Source organism: Kribbella yunnanensis (genome assembly GCF_039529655.1).
Lineage (GTDB): Bacteria > Actinomycetota > Actinomycetes > Propionibacteriales > Kribbellaceae > Kribbella > Kribbella yunnanensis.
Window position 1 is genome coordinate 1 of the sequence record NZ_BAAANF010000037.1, and the last position, 24,256, is coordinate 24,256.

At 67.6% G+C, this 24,256-nt stretch carries 23 protein-coding genes; 14 read left to right on the plus strand and 9 right to left on the minus strand.

The window, feature by feature from the left end; all coding sequences use genetic code 11:
• Positions 1-230 precede the first annotated feature (230 nt).
• Entirely contained in the window at positions 231-992 is a 762-nt protein-coding gene (gene ddaH / locus ABD231_RS41080; RefSeq protein WP_344165628.1) for a dimethylargininase, read from the plus strand.
• On the opposite strand, the gene ABD231_RS41085 is transcribed toward ddaH, so the two are convergent.
• On the minus strand, positions 961-1,914 hold the full coding sequence (locus tag ABD231_RS41085) for a tetratricopeptide repeat protein (RefSeq protein ID WP_344165631.1): 954 nt from the start codon (positions 1,912-1,914) through the stop codon (positions 961-963). The two genes, ddaH and ABD231_RS41085, sit on opposite strands and share 32 nt — an antisense overlap.
• The gene (locus ABD231_RS41090) at positions 1,907-3,274 is read right to left on the minus strand and encodes a DNA polymerase IV (protein WP_344165634.1); all 1,368 of its coding nucleotides are present in this window, start codon (positions 3,272-3,274) and stop codon (positions 1,907-1,909) included. The genes ABD231_RS41085 and ABD231_RS41090 overlap by 8 nt, the downstream gene beginning before the upstream one ends.
• A 37-nt stretch (positions 3,275-3,311) precedes the next feature.
• Here ABD231_RS41090 and ABD231_RS41095 point away from each other — a divergent pair, with 37 nt between their 5' ends.
• From ABD231_RS41095 to ABD231_RS41130, 8 genes are all read left to right on the plus strand, one after another.
• Positions 3,312-4,043 (plus strand): MBL fold metallo-hydrolase, encoded by a 732-nt coding sequence (locus ABD231_RS41095; protein ID WP_344165637.1) that lies wholly within the window; start codon positions 3,312-3,314, stop codon positions 4,041-4,043.
• Positions 4,044-4,122: 79 nt separating this feature from the next.
• Positions 4,123-5,601: a glutamate-cysteine ligase family protein gene (locus ABD231_RS41100; protein ID WP_344165640.1), complete on the plus strand. Its 1,479-nt coding sequence runs from the start codon at positions 4,123-4,125 to the stop codon at positions 5,599-5,601.
• Positions 5,602-6,033: 432 nt separating this feature from the next.
• Positions 6,034-6,447, plus strand: coding sequence for a universal stress protein (locus ABD231_RS41105; RefSeq protein WP_344165643.1), 414 nt, complete (start codon positions 6,034-6,036; stop codon positions 6,445-6,447).
• 2 nt (positions 6,448-6,449) lie between these two features.
• Complete coding sequence (locus ABD231_RS41110) at positions 6,450-7,070, plus strand: HhH-GPD-type base excision DNA repair protein (protein WP_132407569.1); 621 nt, start codon at positions 6,450-6,452, stop codon at positions 7,068-7,070.
• A gap of 234 nt (positions 7,071-7,304) precedes the next feature.
• Complete coding sequence (locus ABD231_RS41115) at positions 7,305-8,630, plus strand: RNA polymerase sigma factor (RefSeq protein ID WP_344165707.1); 1,326 nt, start codon at positions 7,305-7,307, stop codon at positions 8,628-8,630.
• A complete protein-coding gene (locus tag ABD231_RS41120) occupies positions 8,630-8,887 on the plus strand; it encodes a DUF6412 domain-containing protein (protein ID WP_344165647.1) in 258 nt (85 codons plus the stop codon). Before ABD231_RS41115 ends, ABD231_RS41120 begins: the two co-directional genes overlap by 1 nt.
• A 45-nt stretch (positions 8,888-8,932) precedes the next feature.
• Complete coding sequence (gene yidC, locus ABD231_RS41125; RefSeq protein WP_344165650.1) at positions 8,933-9,610, plus strand: membrane protein insertase YidC; 678 nt, start codon at positions 8,933-8,935, stop codon at positions 9,608-9,610.
• A gap of 71 nt (positions 9,611-9,681) precedes the next feature.
• Positions 9,682-11,052, plus strand: a complete 1,371-nt coding sequence (locus ABD231_RS41130; protein WP_344165652.1) for a cytochrome P450 — start codon at positions 9,682-9,684, stop codon at positions 11,050-11,052.
• On the opposite strand, the gene ABD231_RS41135 is transcribed toward ABD231_RS41130, so the two are convergent.
• Positions 11,012-11,737, minus strand: coding sequence for a TetR/AcrR family transcriptional regulator (locus ABD231_RS41135; protein WP_344165655.1), 726 nt, complete (start codon positions 11,735-11,737; stop codon positions 11,012-11,014). The two genes, ABD231_RS41130 and ABD231_RS41135, sit on opposite strands and share 41 nt — an antisense overlap.
• Before the next feature lie 118 nt (positions 11,738-11,855).
• Between ABD231_RS41135 and ABD231_RS41140 the strand changes: the two genes are divergently transcribed.
• The 4 genes from ABD231_RS41140 (at position 11,856) to ppk2 (ending at position 17,877) form a co-directional block, all read left to right on the plus strand.
• A complete protein-coding gene (locus ABD231_RS41140; RefSeq protein WP_344165658.1) occupies positions 11,856-13,346 on the plus strand; it encodes an MFS transporter in 1,491 nt (496 codons plus the stop codon).
• A gap of 14 nt (positions 13,347-13,360) precedes the next feature.
• Positions 13,361-15,448 carry a S9 family peptidase gene (locus tag ABD231_RS41145; RefSeq protein ID WP_344165661.1) on the plus strand — a complete coding sequence of 696 codons (2,088 nt, stop codon included), beginning with the start codon at positions 13,361-13,363 and terminating at the stop codon, positions 15,446-15,448.
• A gap of 66 nt (positions 15,449-15,514) precedes the next feature.
• Positions 15,515-16,846 (plus strand): MFS transporter, encoded by a 1,332-nt coding sequence (locus tag ABD231_RS41150; protein WP_344165664.1) that lies wholly within the window; start codon positions 15,515-15,517, stop codon positions 16,844-16,846.
• 122 nt (positions 16,847-16,968) lie between these two features.
• The gene (ppk2, locus tag ABD231_RS41155) at positions 16,969-17,877 is read left to right on the plus strand and encodes a polyphosphate kinase 2 (protein ID WP_344165667.1); all 909 of its coding nucleotides are present in this window, start codon (positions 16,969-16,971) and stop codon (positions 17,875-17,877) included.
• Here ppk2 and ABD231_RS41160 read toward each other — a convergent pair.
• Together ABD231_RS41160 and ABD231_RS41165 are read right to left on the minus strand one after the other, a co-directional pair.
• Positions 17,848-18,729 carry an alpha/beta fold hydrolase gene (locus tag ABD231_RS41160; RefSeq protein ID WP_344165670.1) on the minus strand — a complete coding sequence of 294 codons (882 nt, stop codon included), beginning with the start codon at positions 18,727-18,729 and terminating at the stop codon, positions 17,848-17,850. The genes ppk2 and ABD231_RS41160 overlap by 30 nt on opposite strands.
• A complete protein-coding gene (locus tag ABD231_RS41165) occupies positions 18,729-19,949 on the minus strand; it encodes an MFS transporter (protein WP_344165673.1) in 1,221 nt (406 codons plus the stop codon). The genes ABD231_RS41160 and ABD231_RS41165 overlap by 1 nt, the downstream gene beginning before the upstream one ends.
• An 83-nt stretch (positions 19,950-20,032) precedes the next feature.
• Between ABD231_RS41165 and ABD231_RS41170 the strand changes: the two genes are divergently transcribed.
• Positions 20,033-20,944 (plus strand): LysR substrate-binding domain-containing protein, encoded by a 912-nt coding sequence (locus ABD231_RS41170; protein ID WP_344165676.1) that lies wholly within the window; start codon positions 20,033-20,035, stop codon positions 20,942-20,944.
• Here the strand turns inward: ABD231_RS41170 and ABD231_RS41175 are convergent.
• From ABD231_RS41175 to ABD231_RS41190, 4 genes are all read right to left on the minus strand, one after another.
• Positions 20,916-22,358 carry a sensor histidine kinase gene (locus ABD231_RS41175; protein ID WP_344165679.1) on the minus strand — a complete coding sequence of 481 codons (1,443 nt, stop codon included), beginning with the start codon at positions 22,356-22,358 and terminating at the stop codon, positions 20,916-20,918. The genes ABD231_RS41170 and ABD231_RS41175 overlap by 29 nt on opposite strands.
• Positions 22,358-23,059 carry a response regulator transcription factor gene (locus ABD231_RS41180; RefSeq protein ID WP_344165682.1) on the minus strand — a complete coding sequence of 234 codons (702 nt, stop codon included), beginning with the start codon at positions 23,057-23,059 and terminating at the stop codon, positions 22,358-22,360. The genes ABD231_RS41175 and ABD231_RS41180 overlap by 1 nt, the downstream gene beginning before the upstream one ends.
• Positions 23,060-23,125: 66 nt before the next feature.
• Entirely contained in the window at positions 23,126-23,668 is a 543-nt protein-coding gene (locus ABD231_RS41185) for a hypothetical protein (RefSeq protein ID WP_344165685.1), read from the minus strand.
• Positions 23,669-23,738: 70 nt separating this feature from the next.
• A complete protein-coding gene (locus ABD231_RS41190; RefSeq protein WP_344165687.1) occupies positions 23,739-24,221 on the minus strand; it encodes a DUF456 domain-containing protein in 483 nt (160 codons plus the stop codon).
• Positions 24,222-24,256 lie beyond the last annotated feature (35 nt).

The following is a 24,256-nucleotide window of genomic DNA, read 5'->3' on the forward strand; positions in this document are numbered from 1 at the left end:
AGCTACTCTCAAATCCCTATCCGAACCGCAGTGTTGCGACAACCACCTGAATCCGCCGGGTTTCCGGCGACCTGGTTGTCACAGTCGGGTGCGGGCGGGGGCGGGGGCGGGGGCGGTCGCGGGAGCAAGGGGTGGTGGGACCCCCGGGGCAGTCGCGGTGAGCGGGGTCGGCGGGCTGGGGAGCTTCTTGCTGACGTGGTTGCTGGCAGGTTGCCGGTTACGCTGCGCTCATGCCTACTGCGCTCGTCCGCCGCCCGAGTCCCCGCTTGGCCGAGGGGCTGATCACGCACATCGAACGCAAGCCGGTCGACCCGGAACTCGCCGTACGGCAGTGGCAGCAGTACGTCGACGTACTCGCGCAGCACGGCTGGACCCCAGTCGAGGTACCACCAGTCGACTCCTGCCCGGACGGGGTGTTCGTCGAGGACACGATGGTCGTGTACGGCGACCTCGCGGTGATCGCTCGGGCAGGAGCCGAGTCGCGTCGCCCCGAAGCCGCAGCGGCCGAGGAGGCGGTGCGTGAGCAGGGCTACCGCATCTCTCATGTCACTGAGCCCGGCACCTTCGACGGCGGCGACATCCTCAAGGTCGGCAACATCGTGTACGTCGGCCTCGGCGGGCGCACGAACGCCGAAGGCATCCGGCAGCTCACAGCCGCCCTGACCCCGCTGGGTGCCGACGTCCGCGCGGTGCCGGTCCAGAAGGTGCTGCACCTCAAGTCGGCCGTGACCGCACTGCCGGATGGCACGGTGATCGGGTACGAGCCGCTCGTCGACGACCCGGCCGCGTTCGACGCGTTCCGCGCGGTCCCCGAGGAGGCGGGCGCTCACGTCGTACTGCTGGGGGAGGACCGGCTGCTGATGGCGGCGTCGGCGCCGAAGTCGGCCGCGTTGTTCGCGGAGCTCGGCTACACGCCGGTCGTCGTCGACATCAGTGAGTTCGAGAAGCTCGAAGGGTGTGTCACTTGTCTGTCGGTGCGCCTTCGTCGCTGAGCAACCGCTGCGCTGCCTCGACGGCTGGCAGGTCGCGCTTCCGTGTGCGCGCCGCGCCCACCTCGCAGGCCTCGCCCAGCGCCGCCCGGTAGACCAAAGTGTCCGGATGATCCGCACCGAGCGCAGCCGTGGCATCGACGACCGACGCAGTCAGCGCCTCAAGAGCCGGAGTGATCTCGCCGCCTGCAAGCAGGGCACGTCCGAGTGCAGCGCGGTCGCGCATCAACTGCGGGTCGTACGTGGCCAGGTTGCTGGTGTCGACCGCGACGATGTCGGTCAGCAGACTCGCCTCTGAGCGCGGTCCGCCAACCATCAGCCGAGCACCGGTCACGCCTTCATTCGCGGAGCGGGTCAGCTCGTGCTGCGCGCCGAACACCCGGGCCAGCTGCGGCGTCACCAACTCGAACCACGCGATCGACCGCCCGTAGTTCCCCGTCGCGAGCATGCCCTGCGCCACCCGCAGCCGCACGCGTAGCGTGGCCGGATCGTCGGCCTCCAGCACGCTCTCCCGCAACGCCAGCGCCGCTTGGTAGAACGGCAGCGCCTGACCCGGCTCCTTGGCCTCCCAGTACGACTCGGCCTGCCGGTACGACGGATCGCGCTCGAGCTCGGGATGAGCGTCGATCGCCGAGGCCGGTTCACCCGGTACGGCGACGATCGGGGTATCGATCACCTTGCGCGCGACGTACGTCCGGCCGCCGGTCGGGATGATCCGGAACCGCCCGGCCTTCGCGAACGGGATCCACAGGAACGTCGTGTAGAGCGTCCGCACCGAGGAACCGCAGTTCTCGCAGATGTCGGTGTGGCCGTAGAACCGGCGGCCGATCCCGGTCGCGCCCGCGGGATCGTTGACCCGCCACGCGACCGACGACGCCGTACAGCTGCCGCAGAACGGGTAGACCCCCCGCCGTTCCTCACTCATTCGGCCCATTGTGTCGAGTTTCGGCCTCCGCGTCTTCCTCCGCCACGGCGGTTGCCCGTTTTGTCAGCAGCGGATCGTCGACCGCGAAGGTCCGGACCGGACCGGGCGGGGTCTCCGCGGTCTCGAACCGGACGGTGACCCGGCCGCGGCCCGAGCCCCACACCCAGCCGAGGCCGTGGTCGGGATGGTGGACGTCCTGGCCGGGGTGGTAGCCGGGCTGCTCGCGGGACCGGTCGGGCATCTCGATCACATCGACCACCTCGGCCTCCGCAGCCTCCGCCGCCTCGCTCTCGGTGAACAGGTCGTCCTGGATCCAGTCGGCCAGCGATGACACGCCGACGCCGAGCAGCCGGATGCCACCGGCCAGGTCGGTGTCGTCGAGCAACCGTCGGGTCACCCGGGCGATCACCCGCGGATCGTCGGTCGGACCGGCGAGCGTGGAGGAGCGGGTGTGCGTGGTGAAGTCGTGCATCCGCGACTTCAGCGTGACGGTCCGCCCGGAGAGCTGGGCCTTCTGCAGGCGCTCGGAGACGCGGTGCGCCATCCGATCGGCGATCGCGGTCAGCAGCGCGCGGTCGATGATGTCGATCTCGAAGGTGTCCTCGACGCTGACCGACTTCGTCTCGCGGTCGCTGACCACCGGCCGGTCGTCGGCCGCGACGGCAAGCCGGTGCAGGCTCGTGCCGTGCGCCGAACCGACCTGGCGGACGAGCTCGTCCTCGTCGAGCTGCTGCAGGTCGGCAACCGTCCGCACGCCGGCCATGCTGAGCCGCTGCGCGGTCGCCGGTCCGACGCCGGGAATCACGGTGACCTGCATTGGCGCCAGGAAGTCCGCCTCGGTGCCGGCCGGTACGACGACCACGCCGTCGGGTTTGTCGAGATCGCTGGCAATCTTCGCGATCAGCTTCGAGGTCCCGGCCCCGACCGACGCCGTCAGCCCGCCACTCGCCTTCCGGATCGAGTCCTTGAGGTCCTCGGAGATCGCCCGTACGTCGTCGTCGGTGAGCCCGGTCAGCCCGGCCGCCGCCAAGTCGATGAACGCCTCGTCGAGCGACAGCGGCTCGACCAGCGGCGACAGCGCGCGCATTTCGGCCATCACCGCCTGGCTGGTCGCCCGGTACACCTCGAAACGCGGCCACAGGTACGCCGCGTGCGGGCACCGCGAACGCGCTTCCGCGGTCGACATCGCGGAGCGAACGCCGTACTTGCGGGCCTCGTACGACGCGGTGGAGACGACTCCGCGGAGTCCGATCCCACCGACGACGACCGGTTTGCCGCGTAACGAGGGTTTGTCGCGCTGCTCGACGGCCGCGAAGAACGCGTCGAGATCGACATGCAGCACCGACGGTTCCATACGCACTGGCCTATCTTCCCCGCCGCCACCGACAATTCTTGGTATGGACCATGAGGTGCAGCGCTACGACGAGCGCACGGTGATCATCCGGCAGGGTCTCCACACGAACTTCGAGGCCCCCTTCCTGTACCTACTACTCGGCACCGAACGAGCTTTGTTGCTGGACACAGGCACCGGCCACGTACCACTCCGCCCGCTGGTCGAAGGTCTGCTCGACGGACAGCAGTTGGTCGTCGCCCACACGCACGCCCATGGTGATCACGTAGGAGGAGACGCCGAGTTCGCGGAGGCGATCGTCCCCATCCCCACCGAGGTGGTCGGCTGGACCGCCCCAGAGGTTGCTGCCTTCTTCGGGTTGAGTGAGTGGCCGGAGGGTGTTGCTCAGTTCGATCTGGGGGATCGGGTGCTGGACATCATCCCGATTCCGGGGCATCACGCCTCTCACATCGCGGTGTACGACCGGGCGACTCGGCTGCTGTTCACGGGTGACACGGTGTATCCCGGGCGACTCTACGTCGCCGACTGGGCGGCGTTTCGTGCGAGTGTGTCGCGGCTGGCGCGGTTTGTTGCCGCTGGCAATCCGGTGGAGTGGGTGCTGGGAGCGCATATCGAGCTGACGACGCGGCCGGGGGAGGACTACCCGATGGGCGCGACCGAGCACCCCGACGAGCACGAGCTGCGGCTGGCGCCCGCCGTACTGGCTGAGCTCGACGCCGTGCTGGGCGCTGAACCGGAGCGAATCGTGCGAGATCACTTCATCGTCTACCCAGTCTGACGTCCACCACGCGAGTGAGAACCCCATGAACGGGCACCTTCAGGCACACTGAGGCGAGGAGCCAAGCCGGGGAGGCGCAATGGGTGAGGAAGTCGACCGGGTCGAGTTCACCCGGGCGGACCGGACCGCGTTCCGCGATCAGGTGCATCGCAACCTGGACGCGTTCGCACGGATGCTGCGCGAGGACCGGTTCGCACCCGACCGGCCGATGACCGGGATCGAGATCGAGCTGAACCTGGTCGACGAGCGCTGCGATCCGGCGTTCAAGAACTCGGAAGTGCTGAGCGCGATCGAGGACGACGCGTTCCAGACCGAGCTCGGCCAGTTCAACATCGAGATCAACGTGCCGCCCGGGCAGATCGACGGGATCGGGCTGGACACGATGGAGTCGAACATCCGCGACAGCCTGAACGCGGCCGAGGAGAAGGCGTCCCGGACCGGGTCGTCGATGGTGGTGGTCGGCATCCTGCCGACGCTGCTGACCGAGCACATCCATCGCGAGGCGCTCAGCACGAACCCGCGGTACGCGTTGCTCAACGATCAGATCTTCGCCGCCCGCGGCGAGGACGTGCAGATCTCCATCGACGGGATCGAGCGGCTGCAGGTGACCGCGGACAGCATCGTGCCGGAGGCCGCGTGTACGTCGACGCAGTTCCATCTGCAGGTGACGCCGGAGGCGTTCCCGCGCTACTGGAACGCCGCGCAGGCGATCTCCGGTGTGCAACTCGCGATCGGTGCCAACTCGCCGTTCCTGTTCGGCAAGGAGTTGTTGCGCGAGACCCGCATCGCGTTGTTCGAGCAGGCCGCCGACACCCGCACGCACGAGTTGAAGACCCAAGGTGTGCGACCGCGAGTGTGGTTCGGTGAACGATGGATCACCTCGATCTTCGACCTCTTCGAGGAGAACTCGCGGTACTACCCGGCGCTGCTCCCGGTGACGTCGGACGAGGATCCGATCGCCGTACTCGATCGTGGTGACACGCCGGCCCTTTCGGAACTTCGCCTGCACAACGGGACGATCTATCGCTGGAACCGTCCCGTGTACGACGTTGTGCGGGAGAAACCGCACCTGCGCGTAGAGAATCGCGTGCTGCCGGCCGGCCCGACCGTGGTCGACACGATCGCCAACGGGGCCTTCTACTTCGGCCTGGTTCGCGCGCTCGCGGATGACGAACGGCCGATCTGGTCGCAGATGTCGTTCAGTGCCGCTGAGGAAAACTTTCACGAGGCAGCGAAGAGCGGCATCGACGCCGAGGTCTTCTGGCCAGGAGTCGGTACGGCGCGCGCCACCGAGCTGGTGTTGCGACGCCTGCTCCCACTCGCGTCCAAGGGACTCGAGGCCTGGGGTGTCGACACCTCGGTCCGGGATCGGTTGCTGGGCATCATCGAGCAACGCTGCCTGACCAACCGGAACGGCGCGTCGTGGCAGGTCGACGAGTTTCATCGACTGTATACAAAGGGATCGCACGATCGGAAGGACGCTTTGCGGGGGATGTTGCGCCGCTATCGCGATCACATGCACGAGAACACGCCGGTTCACGAATGGCCCATCGACTGAACCGGATTAGCCTGCTCGGGGCGGTGGGGCGGGGAAGGTATTGAGTGCAGACAACGGTGGACAACACGCTCGGGGGAGCGCGGAACCACGGTCAGCCGGGCGGAACCGGCGATCTTGCCCAGGGCAACTGGGTGGACGAGTTCGATAACGACCCGGCCTACAGGGGTGGCGTGTTGGGTGACAGCCCTGCAAAGGTGTGGCAACCGGAAGGTTAGAGCGTCCCGCCGCGGGTAGTACTCGGGCACCGGCGTAGCGGTCATCACGACGGCTGCAGCGGTGCGGGTGTACTACCCGCTCGACGATCGGCCGACCGTGACACACCAGCTGGCATCTGCGACACCAGGTGGTGTATAGGCAGCGGATGCCGACTCGGGCCGGGAGCAGTATCGTTCGGAACGGGTCGACATTGACACCCGGAGGTGAGGCAGGGCGATGACGACCATCGTCGTGGGATATGTGCCGAAGGCCGAGGGCCGAGCCGCCCTCAGGCGAGCGGCCGAAGAGGCGACGCTGCGCGACGCCAAGCTGGTGGTGGTGAACTCGCACCGTGGCGGTCGCAGCTTCGACAGCGACGAGGCCGCGGCGAGTGACGCCGCCTTGACGGAGGTTCGGGAGCAGCTCGACTCGACCGGTGTGCCGTACGAGGTACGGCAGCTGGTGCGTGGCCTCGACCCGGCGGAGGACCTGGTGGCCGTCGCCGAGCAGGTGCATGCGGAGTTCATCGTGATCGGCTTGAGGCGCCGTTCACCGGTCGGCAAGCTCATCCTCGGCAGCAACGCCCAGCGGGTGCTGCTCGAAGCTCCGTGCCCGGTGCTGGCAGTAAAGGCCGAGGAAGGGGAGGACTAGGGGTGACTTCGACACGCAGCAAGAAGCTGTGCCTCGCACAGCAGCCCGACGCCGACGAGATGCTGAGCAGGGATCCGTTCGCCTTGCTGGTGGGCATGCTGCTCGACCAGCAGATCCCGATGGAGCGCGCGTTCGCGGGCCCGGTCGCGATCGCCAAGCGGATGGCCGGTCCGTTCGACCCGACCACGGTCGCGCACTACGATCCGGACGCGTTCGTCGAGATCGTCGCCGGTCCGCCGGCGGTGCACCGGTTCCCGACCGCGATGGCGGCCCGGATCCAGACCCTGGCCAAGCACCTCGACGAGGAGTACGGCGGCAACGCCTCGGGCCTGTGGTCCGACGTGAAGTCCGGGGACGACCTGCTGGCCAGGTTGTCGGCGCTGCCGGGGTTCGGCGCGCAGAAGGCGAAGATCTTCGTCGCGCTGCTCGGCAAGCAGCTGAAGGTCCGGCCGCGCGGCTGGCGCGAGGCCTCCGAGCCGTACGGCGAGGACGGTGCGTTCAAGTCGGTCGCGGACGTGATCGATGTCGCGTCACTGGTGAAGGTGCGGCAGTTCAAGCAGGAGCAGCAGGTCGGCCGGCAGCGGGTGGTCGCCCGCCCGTTGCGGCAGACCAGAAACGGTTAGCACGGCAGAACGCACAGTGCTCGGCACAGGCCTCCACCGGCGCAACGTGGCGCTTCGGTGGAGGCCTGAAGGCGTCCTTCGGGGGGTCGCGGAACGCCTTGGCTTGGTCTGCGGATTACAATGGAGTGTTGTCGCCGCCTGACCAGCGAGCCGCCGCACACAGTCGTATCCAAAAGCATGCAGTACCAGCACCAGCACGTCGTACAAAACCCTGCGTCAGACGAGAGGTATTTCGTGTCGTCCAGCTCGTCCGAGAATGTTCCCGCCGAGTCGGTAAGGGCAGTGGTGGCCGCCACCGCCCGCAGTGCCGCTCCGAGGACCAGCGCCCGAGTGACCGACCCCGCTGCCAAGAAGGCGGCGGCCGCAAAGAAGGCTGCGGTCAAGGCCGCCGGCACCAAGGAGGACGGTATCCCCGCCGCGAAGAAGGCTGCCGCCAAGAAGGCGCCGGCGAAGAAGGCAGTATCCGAGGCCGGACTGGCGATCGACCCCAAGACGGGTAAGCCGCGGGCGCTCGACGAGGTCGACGACACCGACTTCAAGCCCGATGCGGTGAAGGGCCTGGAGAAGGAGATCACCGAGGACCAGGGCTTCATCGTGTCCGAGGCCGACGAGACCGACGAGCCCGAGCAGCAGGTGATGGTCGCCGGGGCCACCGCGGACCCGGTCAAGGACTACCTGAAGCAGATCGGCAAGGTCCCGCTGCTGAACGCCGAGCAGGAGGTCGAGCTCGCGAAGCGGATCGAGGCCGGCCTGTTCGCCGAGGAGCAGATGGGCGACGAAGCCGCCAAGCTCAAGGAGAAGGTCCGCGACGAGTACGAGTGGATCTCCGAGGACGGGCGCCGCGCCAAGAACCACCTGCTCGAGGCCAACCTGCGCCTGGTGGTGTCGCTGGCCAAGCGCTACACGGGCCGCGGCATGCTGTTCCTGGACCTGATCCAGGAGGGCAACCTCGGTCTGATCCGCGCGGTCGAGAAGTTCGACTACACCAAGGGCTACAAGTTCTCGACGTACGCCACCTGGTGGATCCGGCAGGCGATCACCCGCGCGATGGCCGACCAGGCCCGCACCATCCGGATTCCGGTGCACATGGTCGAGGTCATCAACAAGCTGGCCCGCGTCCAGCGGCAGATGCTGCAGGATCTGGGCCGGGAACCCACTCCGGAGGAGCTCGCCAAGGAGCTCGACATGACCCCGGAGAAGGTCATCGAGGTGCAGAAGTACGGCCGCGAGCCGATCTCCCTGCACACTCCGCTCGGTGAGGACGGCGACTCCGAGTTCGGCGACCTGATCGAGGACTCCGAGGCGATCGTGCCGGCCGAGGCCGTCTCGTTCACACTGCTCCAGGAGCAGCTGCACGCGGTCCTGGACACGCTGTCCGAGCGCGAGGCCGGTGTGGTCTCGATGCGGTTCGGTCTGACCGACGGCCAGCCGAAGACGCTGGACGAGATCGGCAAGGTCTACGGGGTCACGCGCGAGCGGATCCGGCAGATCGAGTCCAAGACGATGTCGAAGCTGCGGCACCCGTCGCGCTCGCAGGTCCTGCGCGACTACCTGGACTGATGATGGGTCAGGTGATCGCCAGCGCCATTGCGCTGGTGATCCCTGTCCTCGATACGGCATCTCTGGCCGCCGCCGTGTTCACGGCGGCGGCTTTGCTGTTGGCCGTGCTGCTGGTCGCCCGCTCCGCGGCACCGACCCCGGCACCGCTGCTCGCGCGGGCGGCCTCGGTCCGCGACCGCGCCGAGCGTACCGCGTTCCTCCGGCTCCGCGATCCGGACGCCGCCGGCAGACCCAGGCCTCGAGCTCCAGGACGGTAGCCCGCTCGGGCTACTCGTTCCTTCTCACCTTCCTGGAGTCTTGCTGTGCCTTCTTTCCTGGAGGCACCGGTTTCCGGTGCCTATCACCTGCTCACATCCCTCGTCACCGCTCTGCAGCCACTGGCCGGCCCCTGGGCCGCTGTCATCGCTATCGTGGCCTGCACCCTGCTGGTCCGGCTCTGCCTGCTCCCGCTCAGCGTGCGCGCACACCGCGGGCTGCGCGCCCGCGCAGCGCTGATGCCGCACCTGAAGAAGCTCACTGAGCGCCATCGCGACAATCCGGAGCGTCTGCAGCGCGAGCTCGCCAAACTGCAGACCGAGCACGGTACGACGCTCTTCGCCGGCATGATGCCGACGTTGGCCCAGCTGCCGTTCTTCTGGCTGATGTACACGCTGTTCTCGCGTGCCCTGGTCGGCGGTGCGACCAACCAGCTGATCAGCGGGACACTGCTCGGTGCACCGCTCGGTCTGCACTGGCCGGCGTTCGCCGCGACACCGGGGTTCCTGGTGCTCGCCGTACTGCTCGGGGTTGTCGCGTGGTTCTCGGCCCGGCTCGCGCTGCGGCAGCTGGATGAGTCCGCAACGACGCTGTCGCGTCGGCTCGCTCGTTGGTTGCCGTACGGCACATTGCTCACGGCGGCCTTCGTACCGCTCGCAGCCGGCCTGTACCTGCTGACCACCACGACGTGGACCGTTGTCGAACGCACTGTCCTGCAACGCTGATCTGCTGCACGAACGGCCAGCCCTGAGCGCATTTCGTTGCCCAGGGCTACGGTCGGCGCAAGACTGCGAAAATGGGATCGAACCGCCTGTACGACGCCACGCTGCGAGCCGATGTCCCGGGTCCCTCCGGGTCGGCGCATCTGAACAACCTGCGCTTCTGGATGGGGCAGGTCGACTATTCGCGGAAGCGGCTGGCGTCGTACGGCGATGTCCCGGTCGTCGGCGTGACGTTGGGCAACGGGTCGATCGTCGCGGTCCGGGGGAGTGCCGCGACCAAGCAGGTACTCGGTGACGTCACCACGTTCGAGCATCTGAGTGACGGCCCACTCGCGCTCCCGACCGGGCAGCCGTACTCGACGCTGTTCGACGCGACCGCGACCTTGAACGGCCGGCGGAATGTGCGGTCCCGCAAACTGCTTCTGCCGATCATGCATCGGTCGGCCATCCACAGCTACGAGAAGATCGTCATCCGGAACTTCGAACGCTCCCCGTTCGCCCGGCCGACGGGTGAGACGTTCGACCTGGTCGCCGAACTCGATCGGCTGACGAACGCGAATATGCTCGCCTGCCTGATCGGCCTCGGCGACGCCGAGGCCGAACTGAGCGAGCGGGTCACGCAGTTGCTCGTGGCGACGATGGACCCGCGCGTGTTCCTGTTCCGCTTCGGTCGCCGCACGCCGTACGGGCGGTGGTTGCGGCTGGTCGAGAGTGTGCACCGCGATCTGTCCGCGCTGATCGATGCCAACCGCGACGCGGAGCCGCGGGTGGATGCATTGTCGATCCTGTGCCACGCCACCGACGAGGACGGGCGCCGGCTCTCGACGGACGAAATCGTCGGCGAACTGCACGGCATGCTCGCCTCGGGCTACCTGACCACCTCGGTCACGATGGCGTGGGCCATGATCGCGCTCGCCGGTGGGCACGCCCAAGACGAGCTGGACTCGGTCATCAAGGAGACGCAGCGCCTGATGCCGACGGTGCCGATGTCGCTACCTCGGCGGGTGATGCGGGACGTCGACATCCAAGGCACGTGGGTTCCTCGCGGCGCGCTGCTGTTCCTGTCCACCTACCTCGAGCACCGCAACCCGAAGGTCTACGACCGGCCGCACGAGTTCGACCCGACGCGCTGGGCGACCGTGAAGCCGACGCCATTCGAGTTCTTCCCGTACGGCGCCGGAGCCCGCCGCTGCTTGGGCGCAGCCTTCGCCGAGATGCAGCTCCGGACAACCTTCGAGCTGTTGCTGCAGACCGGCGTACCGGAACTCCTCAGCACCAATCTGCGGCACCACATGACCGGTGGCGTCGTCGCGGCGCCTCGCGGACCGGTGATGATGCGCATGCACCCACCCGGAACCGCCGTACGGGACTCAAGCGCCGTACTCGAACGCTTCTGGCGAAGCCTCAGGCGAGACGGGCCTGGAGGCCGTCGAGGACGCAGTTGAGGCCGTAGGCGAAGACTTCGTCGCCGCCCTCGGCGGCGGAGCTGCTCGTGTACTCGGCATAGAGGGCTTTGAGCCGGGGGTAGGGTTCGGCCGCTTGTTCGGCGGCGGGCCAGAGCTTGGCCGTCCACTCCTGCTCGGACAGGCCGCTGCGCTTCACCTTGCTGACTGTTGCGGCCTCGGCTGAGGTCAAGCCGACGACATAGCTGAGCACGGCGGTCGAGGCGTAGTTCGCCTCCCGGAGCCCGAAGCCGGCGGTCTGGTAGAGACCGAGCGTGCGGTCGGAGGAGCGCAGCAAGTTCGGGCCGAGCAGCGTGACGCCGATATCCGCGAGCGTCGAGCCCAGCCACGGATGCCGCAGGATCGTGGCCCGGAAGTTCTGCGCGAACTCGGTCGCGGCAGCCCGCCACTCGTCCGGCGACGAGATCTCCGGTACGTCGATCTCGCCGTACACGTGGTCGACGACGAGCTCGATCAGCTCGTCCTTGTTGGCGACGTGCCAGTAGACCGCGGTGGCCACAGCGCCCAGCTCGGCGCCGAGTTTGCGCATGGTGAGCGCTTCGAGGCCGTCGGCGTCGAGGAGCTTGATCGCCGCGGCGACGATCTGCTCCTGGCTGAGCGCCGGCTGCTCGCGGCGCCGGTTGCGCTTGGGCCGGGTCCAGACGGAGTCGAATTCGTCGGATGCCATCTCCGCAGTCTAGCGGATGACCTGAACGCTGTGCAGGACTTGACCGCTGTACAGGTTCTCCTGCACACTGTTCAAGCAACTTGCACACCGTTCAATAAACATTCTGAGGAGGTGCGTGATGACTGCTCGTCATCCGCGTCGGTGGCTGATTCTGATCGTGCTTTGCCTGAGCACGCTGGTGCTGGTGCTGGACAACGGTGTGCTGAACGTGGCCATCCCGGTCCTGACCGAGGACCTGGGCGCGACCGCGCAGGAGATCCAGTGGATCGTGGCCAGCTACATCCTGGTCTTCGCCGGCCTGTTGCTGACGGCCGGCAGCCTGTCCGACCGCTACGGCCGTAAGAAAGTGATGATCATCGGCCTGGCGATCTTCGGGGTCGCCTCGCTGGTGGCCACGTACGCCGGTAGTCCGGAGATGCTGATCGCCGGTCGGGTCCTGATGGGGATTGGCGGCGCGGTGGTCATGCCGAGCACCCTGTCGGTGCTGATCACCGTCTTCGACGACGAGGAACGCCGTAAGGCGATGTCGATCTGGAGCTCGGTGCTGATGGTCGGCCTGATCGGCGGCCCGGTCCTCGGTGGTGCACTGATCGCGAAGTTCTGGTGGGGTTCGGTCTTCCTGATCAACGTGCCGGTCGTCGTCATCGCGATCGCGGCCGCGGTCATCTGGATGCCGGAGTCGAAGGGCCCGTGGCGCAAGCCGGACCCGGTCGGTGCAGTGCTGTCGATGGTCGGTCTGGTGTCGCTGGTCTGGGTGATCATCGAACTGCCTGAGCGTGGTGTGTCGTGGCCGATGGCGATCATCGCGGTGGCCAGCCTGGTTGCCTTCGTCGTCTGGGAGCTCCGTACGCCGGTCCCGATGGTTCCGCTGCAGCTCTTCCGCGACCGCAACTTCAGCGGCGGCAGCCTGTCGCTCGTCCTCCTGCAGATCGCGAACGGCGGTCTGATCCTCGCGCTGACGCAGTACCTGCAGTTCGTCCTCGGCTACTCGCCGACCCGAGCCGGTCTCGCCCTGGTCCCGATGGCAGTCGCGGTGATCCTGGTCAACGGCATCGGCGCCACGCTCGGCCAGAAGATCGGCAACCGCCCGATGACGGTGATCGGTCTGCTGGTGCTCGCTGCTGGCTTCGGTGTGATGGCAACGCTGCGCGCCGACGACGGTTTCGGAATGGTCGCGCTCGCACTCGGTGTCTTCGGGATCGGCGCCGGCCTGGCGCAGCCTGCCGCGACTGCAGCGCTGATGGGTGCGGTGCCGGCCGAGCACGCCGGTGTCGGCTCGGCCCTGAACGACACCGTCCAGCAGGCGGGCGCTGCGCTCGGGATCGCGATCCTCGGCAGTGCGCTCGCCGGAACCTTCACCTCGTCCATGCCGGACTCGACACCCGAGGCAGCCCGCGGCTCGATCGGTGAAGCGCTCGCGGTCGCTGCGAGCACTGGTGATGGTCAGCTCGCCCACCTCGCCAAGATCACCTTCGCCGAGGCCATGTCCGGCACCTTCGTCGCCAGCGCGATCGCGGTGGCCGGCTCCTCCCTCCTTGCCTTCCTGCTCCTTCGCGACAAGAAGCCGGCGGTCGACCAGGTCGACGCCGCCCCGGCTCTCACCCACTGAAAGGACTCCGCCCGATGATCGACGTACAAGCTGCTGAAGCCCTGCTCCGGCACAACCGCCCGAAGCTGGTCGACGCCGGCCGCATCACCCCGAACTGGAGCGACGACGGCGCACGCTTCAGCTACCAGGTCACCCGCTCGGGTGCCGATCACACCTACGAGGTCGACCCCACCGCCGGCACGCGGAACGAGATCGAGGCGATGCCGACACCGCCTGGTACCGGAGACTTCCTGGCTGTTGTCTCGCCGGACGGCAAGCACGAGGTGTTCCGCAAGGGTCCGGATCTGTGGCTGCGCACGGTTTCCGATGGTTCCGAGCGGCCGCTGACCACGGATGGCGAGGTCGACTACGACTACGGGACCAGCCCGTTCGCGATCAAGATCCTGCTGGGCAAGCTCGGCCTGCCGCATCTTCCTTCGGCGGTGGCGTGGTCAGCGGACTCGCGCCGGATCCTGACGCATCAGCTGGACAGTCGGCTGGTTCGGGAGGCGCATCTGATCGACGTGCTGCCGGATGACGGTGGTGCACCGGAGCTGCTGACACAGCGGTACGCGTACCCGGGCGATGAGCACGTGCCGCTGGCGCAGTTCGTCGTACTGGATGTCGAGACAGGAGCTGCAGTCCGGGCACAGAGTGAGCCGTTTGTGCTGTCGCTGCTCTCACCGATCGCGCGGAAGTGGGCGTGGTGGTCCGGCGAGACCGTCTACTTCCTCGACCAGCCACGGGATCAGCGGACGTTGGAACTGAAGCGTCTGGACCCGACGACCGGTGAGGTCTCACTTGTGGTGAGCGAGACCGCGCCAACGCGGATCGAGCCGAACCAGTTCATGGACCTGCCGGCGATCAGTCGAGTGTGTGGAGACGAGGTGCTCTGGTACTCGCAGCGAGACGGCTGGCCGCACCTCTACCGGTACGACGTCCGCACCGGCGAACTGCTGGGGCAGATCACCTCGGGGGAGTGGAGTGTCCGGCAGCTCCTGCACGTGGATCTGGCCGAGCGCGTCGTCTACTTCACCGCCGCGGGACTGGTCGACGGGAGCCCACTGCGCCGTACGGTCTGCCGGATCGGTCTGGATGGCAGCGGGTTCGCGCGAGTCACTAACGACGACTTGGATCATGAGGTCGCGGTTCCGCCGAACGGTGGCTACTTCGTCGACAGCGCCTCGACGGTCGGTCTGGCGCCGGTGCACACGGTCCGATCGTGGACCGGTCAGCTGCTGGTCGAGTTGGAGGCGGCAGACAGTACGGCGTTGGTCGCCATCGGCTGGCAGCCACCGGAGGAGTTCCGGGTGCTCGCCGCCGACGGCGTGACCGAGCTGTACGGCCTGCTGTACAAGCCGCACGACTTCGACCCGACGGTCCGCTACCCGATCGTCGACCACCCGTACGCCGGCCCTCAGACGAATCGCGTCGTCCCGACCTTCGACCCCGGTCTGTACGGCGCCGAGGCGGATCCGATGGCGGCTCTCGGTTTCGTGGTCGTGGTGGTGGATGCTCGTGGCGTGCCGGGTCGCGAGAAGGCGTTCCACGACGCGTCGTACGGGAACTACAGCGCCGGAATCGACGACCACGTCGCTGCGATCCGGCAGTTGGCTGAGACGCGGCCGTGGATGGACCTGGACCGGGTCGGCATTTTCGGCGCCTCGGGCGGCGGCTACTCGACGGTGCGGGCGATGGGAGAGTTCCCCGAGTTCTTCAAGGTCGGCGTGGCCGAGTCGGGCAACCTCGACAACCGCTACTACCTGCAGGCGTTCGGCGAGACGTACGTCGTCCCGCCCGGCCTGCCCGCCACCACCGACGGCTCGCTGCTCGACTACGCCGACCAGATCGAGGGCAAGCTGCTCCTCATGCACGGCGGCCTGGACGACAACGTGCACCCGCATCACACCCTGCGGCTGACCGAGCGATTGATTGCCGCTGGCAAGGACTTCGACCTGCTGGTGCTACCGCGCGCCGAACACATCATGATCGGCTACGAGCACTACGTCGTCCGCCGCCGCTGGAACTACCTCCTGCAACACCTGGCCGGCGTCACACCCCCGCCGTACCAGCTGAAGCCGGCCACCCTCGACCTGTCGTTCCTGTCGAAACTCACCGGATGAGAGTCCGCTGGGTGAAACGTTTGTCTGCACAAAAGTGGTGTGCACGATAACGTGCAACGATCCGCGATGAGATCGGAGCACACAGTGACCGCCACCTCTGTGAAGGCGCCACCGGGCGCGACGCGCAGGCGCTACTTGATCCTCGGACTGGCCTTCATCGGGCTGTCACTGAACTATCTGGATCGGGCCAACCTGAGCGTCGCGCTCCCGTTCATCCAGGAGGACCTGCAGCTGGATCTGTCGAACGCGGAGAAGGGGCTGATCCTCGGCGCGTTCTTCTGGGCGTACGACGGCGCGATGCTGGCCGCGGGTTGGATGGCGGACCGGTACGGGTCGCGGAAGGCGTTCACGTTCGCGGCGTTGTGGTGGAGTGTGGTCACCGCGCTGACGCCACTGGCTCGCGGGTTCTGGTCGCTGTTCGCGTTCCGGTTCGCGCTCGGTGCGGGCGAAGCACCGGCGTACCCGAGTGCCACCAAGGCGGCCTCGCGATGGTTCCCGCGGCATGAGCGGGCGTTCGCGACCGCGGTGATCGACTCGGGGTCGCGGGTCGGGACGGTGCTGTCGCTGCCGGTGGTGACAGCGCTGATCGCGTTGGTGAGCTGGCATTTCTCGTTCGTCGTGCTTGGCGTGATCGGCATCATGTGGGCCGCGGTCTGGTACTGGTACTACCGCGACCCGCGGGAGCACTCCGGTGCCAACGACGCCGAGCGCGAGTACATCGCGACGAACGGCGCGCGGCTGGAGGAGACCGATGACGAGGCCGCGGCGCAGATCCGCTGGCGGGACCTGTTCCGGTACCGGACGATCCGCGGCATGATGCTCGGCTTCTTCTGCCTCAACTTCGTCATCTATTTCTTCCTCACCTGGTTCCCGTCGTACCTGAAGGACGCCCGGCATCTCGACCTCGCCGAGCTGGGCACGCTGGGCACCCTCCCCGGTATCACCGCGATCGCGGGCGGCTGGATCGCCGGCATCGTCGCGGACCGGCGGATTCGGGCCGGCGCCGACGTGACCCGGGTGCGGAAGACGGTGATGGTCGGCGGCCTGCTCGGCGGTGCCGCGATCGTGTTCGCGGCGCCGGCGAAGTCCGTGTACGTCGCGCTGCTGTTCCTGGCGATCTCGTACGCGAGCCTGGCGATCGCGGCCACGGGGATCTGGTCGCTGCCGGGTGATGTGGCGCCGAGCTCACGGCACGTCGCGTCGATCGGCGGGATCCAGAACTTCGCCTCGAACATCGCCGGCATCATCAGCCCTTTCGTCTTCGGCCTCCTCCTCGACCTGTATGACGGCAACTACCTCCCGTCGTTTCTGGTCGCCGGAGTGGTCGCGGTGATCGGTGCGCTCACCTACGCGTTCATCGTCGGCCGCGCCGAACCACTCCCGGTGCTCGACCGCTGACCTGTTCACCTGGATGTCATCCGGCCAGCCGAACCTAGCGCTATGAGCGAGCGCAGCGAGGTCATCAGAAGGTACAGGGCACAAGGTGCCTCAGCGGCGCCCGGAGCGAAGCGAGGACGACGATGAGCACCCCTGATCTGGTCCAAGAGCTCGGCTTCCGCGTTCTCGACGAGGAAGACGATGATCCTGTCCTGCTCCGCGCCGACGGTACGCCGGTGGACACCTGGCGCGAGGGATATCCGTACGGCGAGCGGCTTTCGCGGGAGGTCTACGACCGGGACAAGCGGTTGCTCCAGATCGAGCTGCTCAAACTGCAGTACTGGGTGAAGCGGTCGAAGCAGAAGCTGGTGATCGTGTTCGAGGGCCGCGACGCCGCAGGCAAGGGCGGCACGATCAAGCGGTTCATGGAGCACCTGAACCCGCGTGGTGCGCGGATCGTCGCGCTGGAGAAGCCGACCGAGCGCGAGCAGACCCAGTGGTACTTCCAGCGGTACGTCGAGCACCTGCCCGCGGCCGGCGAGATGGTCCTGTTCGACCGGTCCTGGTACAACCGCGCCTGTGTCGAGCGGGTGATGGGGTACTGCACGAACGATCAGTACGAGGAGTTCATGCGGCAGGCGCCCGAGTTCGAGCGGATGCTCGTCCGGTCGGACACCCTGTTGGTCAAGTTGTGGTTTTCGGTGTCGCAGGCCGAGCAGCAGACCCGCTTCACGATCCGTCAGATCGACCCGGTGCGGCAGTGGAAGCTGTCGCCGACCGACCTCGCCTCGCTGGACAAGTGGGCCGACTACACCGAGGCGAAGGAGGCGATGTTCCACTACACCGACACGCCGCACGCGCCGTGGACCGTTGTGAAGAGCAACGACAAGAAGCGGGCCCGGCTGGAGGCCATGCGGCACGTCCTGAGCCTTTACGACTACACGGACAAGGACCACGAGCTGGTCGCGCGGCCGGACCCCAAACTTCTCGGCCCTGCGGCTCAGGTCCTCGAACACGGTGAGTCAGCGAACAGGTCCTTCCCGGTCCTCTGACCCGGTGTGACCAAGGATGGCCGGTACGACGCTGTCCCACGTGTGGCGCGGGAAGACTTCGTGGCCGGTGTGCTCCAGCGGCACGAAGGCGGCGCCCGGGATCTCCGCCGCAAGGGCTTGGCCGTGTCCGATCGGGAACATCGGGTCGTCGGCCCCGTGGAACACCAGCGTCGGTACCCGGAGCTCGGCGAGCCGCTCGCGCCAGGGGTCGCCTGCACTGATCAGGAACGGGTTGGTCAGCTGCGCGGCGATATTGACGGTCCGGTCGGCGACCTGCGCGGACCATGTGCGCATCCGGTCCTCGTCGAACCTGGGGGAGAAGGGACGCTCGGCCTCGACCAGGTACTCGATGACCGCCGCCCGGTCGGTCCAGTCCGGCTGCGCCGGCTCATCCGCGAACAGTTTCTGAATCTCCTCTGACATGCCCGGCAGATCGTCGTACCAGTGGCCGGGCCCGCCGGGCGTCCCCGACGCGAGCGTCAGTGAAGTCACTCGGTCAGCATGGTCCAGCGCCAGCAGTTGAGCCACGCCGGATCCCTGCGACATCCCCACCACATGCGCGGCCGGAATCCCGAGCTCTACAAGCAGTGCGGCCGCGTCCGCCGCCAGATCCTGCAGCCCGTACGTCGGCGCTCCCACGGGGTAGCTGGTCGAACGACCCGCGTCGCGACTGTCGAAGCGGATCACGTACCGTCCGCCGGCAACCAGTCTGCCGATGAACTCCTCGTCCCAGGCGAGCAGGGAGTGTCCTGCTCCGTGCAGCAGCAAGATGGCCGGGTCGGCGGGGTCGCCGAACGTCTGCACACACAGTTCCACATCGTTGACGTTCACGAACCGCTCGGTGGTCGACATCAGTTTCCTCCAGCAAGTTGGTTGGTGCGGTTGCGCAGCGACGGGGCGATCAGGCGTTGGGCGATGAAGAGTGCGATTCCGAGCGCCGAGCTTGTCACCCAGAGGGTGCTTCGTCCGGCGTGGTCGAGGACGGCGGTTCCGAGCAGCGGGCCGAGTACGGCACCGAGGCTCCACGTGGTGGAGGCGATGCCCATGTACCGGCCGCGAAGGTCGGCCGGTGCGATACCGGCGAAGGTGGCGCCGAACAGGACCGAGACGCCGATCTGGCCGAGCGTCCACACGATGATCGCGGCGGCGTAGGCGACGCTGCCGTGGACGACGGCGGAGGCTCCGCCGCCGACTCCGGCCAACAGCATCGAGACGGCGAGGACCGAGGCGGTGTCGCGTCCGTCGAGGAGCCGGACGGCGATCGGCTGGACCACGACGATGGCGATCCCGTTGAGAGCCAGCACCATCGAGAAGGTTCCGGGGCCGAGGCCGTCGCCGGTCATCACGAGCGGCAGTGTCGAGAACACCTGCATGAAGACCGTGAAGTAGACGATGTGGATCCCGACCATCGCGAGCATCACCCGGTCGCGGAGGAGCGTCGGCAGCAGTGCCCGGCGGGTCGATTCCGCGGCGACCGGACGAGTCTCGGGGATGCAGCGCCACACGATCAGCGCCGCGAGGACAGCGGCCGCGGCGTTGATCCAGAACAGAACGCCGTACCCGTGCCGGACCAGGACGCCGGCGGCCACCGTGGAGATCGTGTAGCCGACGTTGGCCGCCCAGAAGAGCAGGCCGAAGGCGCGGATCCGCTCGCTCGGCGGGAGGTCGGCCAGGGCGGCGGATCCGACCGGGCGGAACAGTTCGCCCATCAGGCCGATGCCGAGAGCGGCTGCGGCGATCGCGGGCAGCGTGGTGGCCGCGCCCAGGGCGATCAGCGCGACGGCTGTGCCGAGGAAGCCGATCAGCATGGTCCGGCGGCGGCCGATGCGGTCACTCAGCCAGCCGCCGAGCAGCTGCGAGCCGATGTCGCCGACTCCGACCGCCGCGACGACCGCTCCGGCTGTCGTGGCGGAGAGGCCGCGCTCCTGGGTCAGGTAGAGCACCAGGAACGAGCGCGCGACGCCGCCGGCCCGGGTGACGAAGTGGGTCGCCGTGAGCGCCCACACTAGGCTCGACAGCCGCGATCGCGTCCGGCCGATGGTCGTGGTGGGTGCTGCGCTCAGCGTGGTCATGTCTTCGACGGTAGAGAAAATCCCAACATCGTGAAAAGCGATTGTTTTCGATCATGATGATCGCTATCGGCTATATTCAGGTCATGGTGGAAGTTGAGCTGCGGCATCTGGGGACGATGGTCGCGATCGTCGAGGAGGGCACGTTCGGCCGGGCGGCGGTCCGCCTCGGCTATACCCAGTCGACGATCAGCCAGCAGATCGCTGCGCTGGAGCGATCGGTCGGGGGAGCGGTGTTCGATCGGCCGGGAGGTCCGCGGCCGGTGCGGCTAACGCCACTCGGTGTGGTGGTTCTCGAGCAAGGACGTAAGCTGCTGGCCAAGGCGGACGCGTTGTCCGATGCGATCGGCCGATTCAAGGCCGGCGGTGGCCGGATCGATATCGGCACGTTCCAGAGCGTGTCGCACGTGATCCTGCCCGCGCTCATCCGTCGCTTGCGTGACGAGCAGCCTGACTGCGACATCAGGCTCTCCGACATGCCGGCTGACGATCCGCAGGTCGGCAATCTCGACCTGGTCTTCTTCGACCGGCCGATCGACGGCGACGTCGTACAGACCCGGCTGATCGACGATGTCTACTTCCTGGTGGCCCGGGCCGGAGACCTGCCGGCGGGCCCGGCTTCACTGAAGGTTCTGGATGGCCGGCCGATGGTTGGTTGCCACGAGTCGTGTGACCAGTTGTGGATGGGGCCGGCTGCTGACGTCGACGCGCGGCCAGAGATCGCGTTCCGCTCGCCGGGCAACGCGACCATCCTGTCGATGGTTCGGGCTGGACTCGGCTGGGCGGTACTGCCGTGGCTCGCCGTTTATGGATCCGAGGTTCCCTTGGACGAGCGGTTGGCGATCCACCCGTTGCAGCCGGCGCCCACCCGCGGGATCTACCTGCACTGGCCGAACACGGAATCGCAGTCCCCGTTGGCCGCCCGGGCGATCGAGATCGCCACGGAAATCGCGGCCGAGATCACCGCGGCTAGCGCGGCAGCGGGAGCAGCACGGTAAAGGTCGCGCCGTGCGGCTGGGTGTCATTGACAGTCACGCGGCCACCGTGCGCCGCGACAAGCGCCGCAACGATCGACAGCCCGAGCCCCGAGCCACCCGTCGTACGGGTGCGTGCTGAATCTGCGCGGTAGAACCGCTCGAACACACGCGCCTTCTGCTCATCGGACAGACCGGGACCTGAGTCACTGACCTCCAGTACGGCGTCGCGCCCGCGCGTTCCGACCGAGACGAGGATCGGGGCGTCGACGGGGGTGTGGTGGAGCGCGTTGCTGATCAGATTGCCGAGGACCTGGCGGAGTCGCGCCTCATCGCCTTGGACGACAGGTGCTTCGGAGCCGGGGAGGATCTTCAGCGAGATGTTCCGTTCGGGTTGGACCGCCTGGGCGTTGTGGAGGCCGTCGGCAGCGACCGGGAGCAGGTCGACCGCCTCCATCCGGAGCGGTCGTTGCTGATCGAGACGCGCGAGCAGGAGCAGGTCGTCGACGAGCAGACCCATCCGCTTGGCCTCGTCCTCGATCCGCTTCATCACGTCCGGTTCGACCACACCACGCTGCCTGCTGAGCTCGGCGAAACCGCGGATCGAGGTCAGGGGAGTGCGCAGTTCGTGGGACGCGTCCGCGACGAACCGCCGCATCCGGTCCTCCGACTGCCGGGCCGCAAACTCCGAAGCAGTCCGCTGGGCGAAGGCATTCTCGATCTGCCCGAGCATCTGGTTCAGCGCGTACGACAGCCGGCCCACCTCGGTCCGCGGATCGCGATCCGGAATCCGACGGCTCAGGTCACCACCGGCGATCGCGACCGCGGTGTGCTCGACATCCTCGAGGCCGCGAAGACTCCGCCGTACGACGTAGGTCCCGACCCCGGCGAGCAACACGAGCAGGATCAGCCCCGCCGCAGCCTGCACCCCCACCAACCGCTGCACAGTCCGCTGTACGTCATGCAGATTCTGCGCGACCATGACCGTGCCGGAGTTGTCGTTCAGTGGGAGGGCGAGGACACGCCAGGTGTCGCCGCCGGAGACCGCCTGTACGTCGAAAGGTTTGCCGTTCCGGGCCTGAACCTGAGCGAGCGTGAGACTGGGGAGGTCGGGCCCGGCCTCCCCTTCGCCCAGGGGCGCGCGGAACGGGCCGCCGGACGCGGCGTTCCCGTCGGGATCGCTGAGCTGGATGGTGAACTGGCTAGGGAGCCCTCTGCCGGGCCCGCCCGGAGGGGGAGCCGGACGGCGGCCGCGCTGGATCGGCGCGGCGACCTGGGAGAGCTGGGTGTCGACCTTGTCGACGAGGTAGCCGCGCATGATCGTGGTCGCGAGGACGCCGGAGGCCGCCAAGGCGAGCGCCACCAGGGTCAGCAGGACGACGACGATGGTGACGCGGAGGGGGTACCGCTCGGTGAAGCGGCGGTGGTTGACGTTCATCAGCTCGGGCCTCGGGGGGTGCGCAGGACGTAGCCGACCCCGCGGACGGTGTGGAGCAGCTTCTGGTCGCCGGTGTCGACCTTACGGCGCAGGTAGGACATGTAGGACTCGACCACGCCAGCGTCACCGGCGAAGTCGTAGTTCCAGACCGCGGAGAGGATCTGGCCCTTCGACATCACTCGCTCGGCGTTCTCCAGCAGGCAGCGCAGCAGCTTGAACTCGGTCAGCGACAGTTGCACGGCCTCGCCGGCCTTGAAGACCTCGTAGCTGTCCTCGTTGAGCTCCAGATCGGCATACCGCAGTACGGCGGACTCTGTCGCGGTCTGCTCGCGGTGGCCGGAGCGGCGGAGCAGGGCGCGGACGCGCGCGACCAGCTCGTCGAGGCTGAACGGCTTGGTCACGTAGTCGTCGCCACCGGTCTGCAGGCCGAGGACCTTGTCTTCGACGGCGTCGCGGGCGGTGAGGAACAACACCGGCACATGCCGATCCTCACCCCGCAACCGCCGGACCACCTCGAACCCGTCCAGGCCGGGCATCATCACGTCCAGCACGACCAGGTCGGGCTGGACCTCCCGGGCTTTGCGGAGGGCCTCGGTGCCATGGCTGGCCGTGGACACGTCGTACCCTGCGAAGCGCAGGCTCGCGGACAGCAGTTCGACGATGTTCGGCTCGTCGTCGACCACCAGCAGATGCGGGCTCATGCCCACAGTCTGCCGCTGCTACCCATGTTCACCCTGGCAGATTCCTGGCAATCCGCTGTGAGTTGTTCAGCGGGGACCGCGGTGGAAGCCCCATTTCTCCCCGGCAGCCTTGCGGACAGTCCCGTCGCTGAGGCTGGTCGCGGTGGCCTTGCCGTCGACGACCAGAGCGGAGACGTTGACCGTGTTCCCGGTCTTGACGTCGCCGATCCCGTCGCGAGCGGCGTTCACCAGGGTGTCCTCGGTGAGCGTGTAGGTGCGGCTGAAGCCGTCCTCGCTCTTGACCGTGATGGATTCCTTGCTGACCGCGGTGACCTCGCCGCGCTGGGTGGCCACGGTCTGGTAGCCGCCGCCTTCCTTCTTCACGACGAACTCTCCGTGCAGCGCGCCGCCCTGGCCGAGGAACTTGCCGGGACCGCCGAAACCGCGTCCCGGACCCTTGTCAGGGTCGCCCGGCTGGGCCGGCGTGGACGGGGATGCGGAGGGGGACGGGGTCGGGTCGGCGCTGGTTGCGGCCCATGCGACACCGCCCGCCGTGGTGGTGACGGCGACCGCGGCGATGGTGCCCGCGATGCGCCAGCGTTTCTCTGAGAATTTCCTGAACAGTGCCATGCGGCCCAGACTCTCTCGCGGGTCTGAGACGAGGCTCCGGTGCGCCTGAGAAAACCCTGGCAATCAGGTCTCAGAGGAACAGTACGGCGATCAACCAGACGGCCGCGGCGAGCGACGTACCGATGAACTCGATCAGGATCGACAGGCCGGTCGCCTTCAGGGCGTGCTTGGTCGACGCCCAGGCCGCCGCGTGGGTCTTCAGGCGCTGCCGCTCGGAGACGTAGACGCCGAGCGGGAAGCCGACGAACATGCCGACCACCGGGATCAGGAAGAAGCCGACGATACCGAGCAGGACGCCGATGAACATCGAGCGTCGTGGGACGCCGGACTCTCGCAGCCGGCGTTCGGGAACGATGTATTTCACCACCTGGCTGGCACCGATCAGGATCACCGCAATGCCGAGGACAACCCATCCCGTGGCACTGCGCTCCACGAGGGCCCACACCAGGATGGCTGCGAGGCTCAGGATGGCGCCGGGCAGCACGGGGATCACGATGCCGAGGATGCCGACGAAGATCGCTACCCCGACGAGGACCGTCATCGCAGTGTTCACACGCACACTCTGCCGCATCTCGGGCGCGTTTAGGG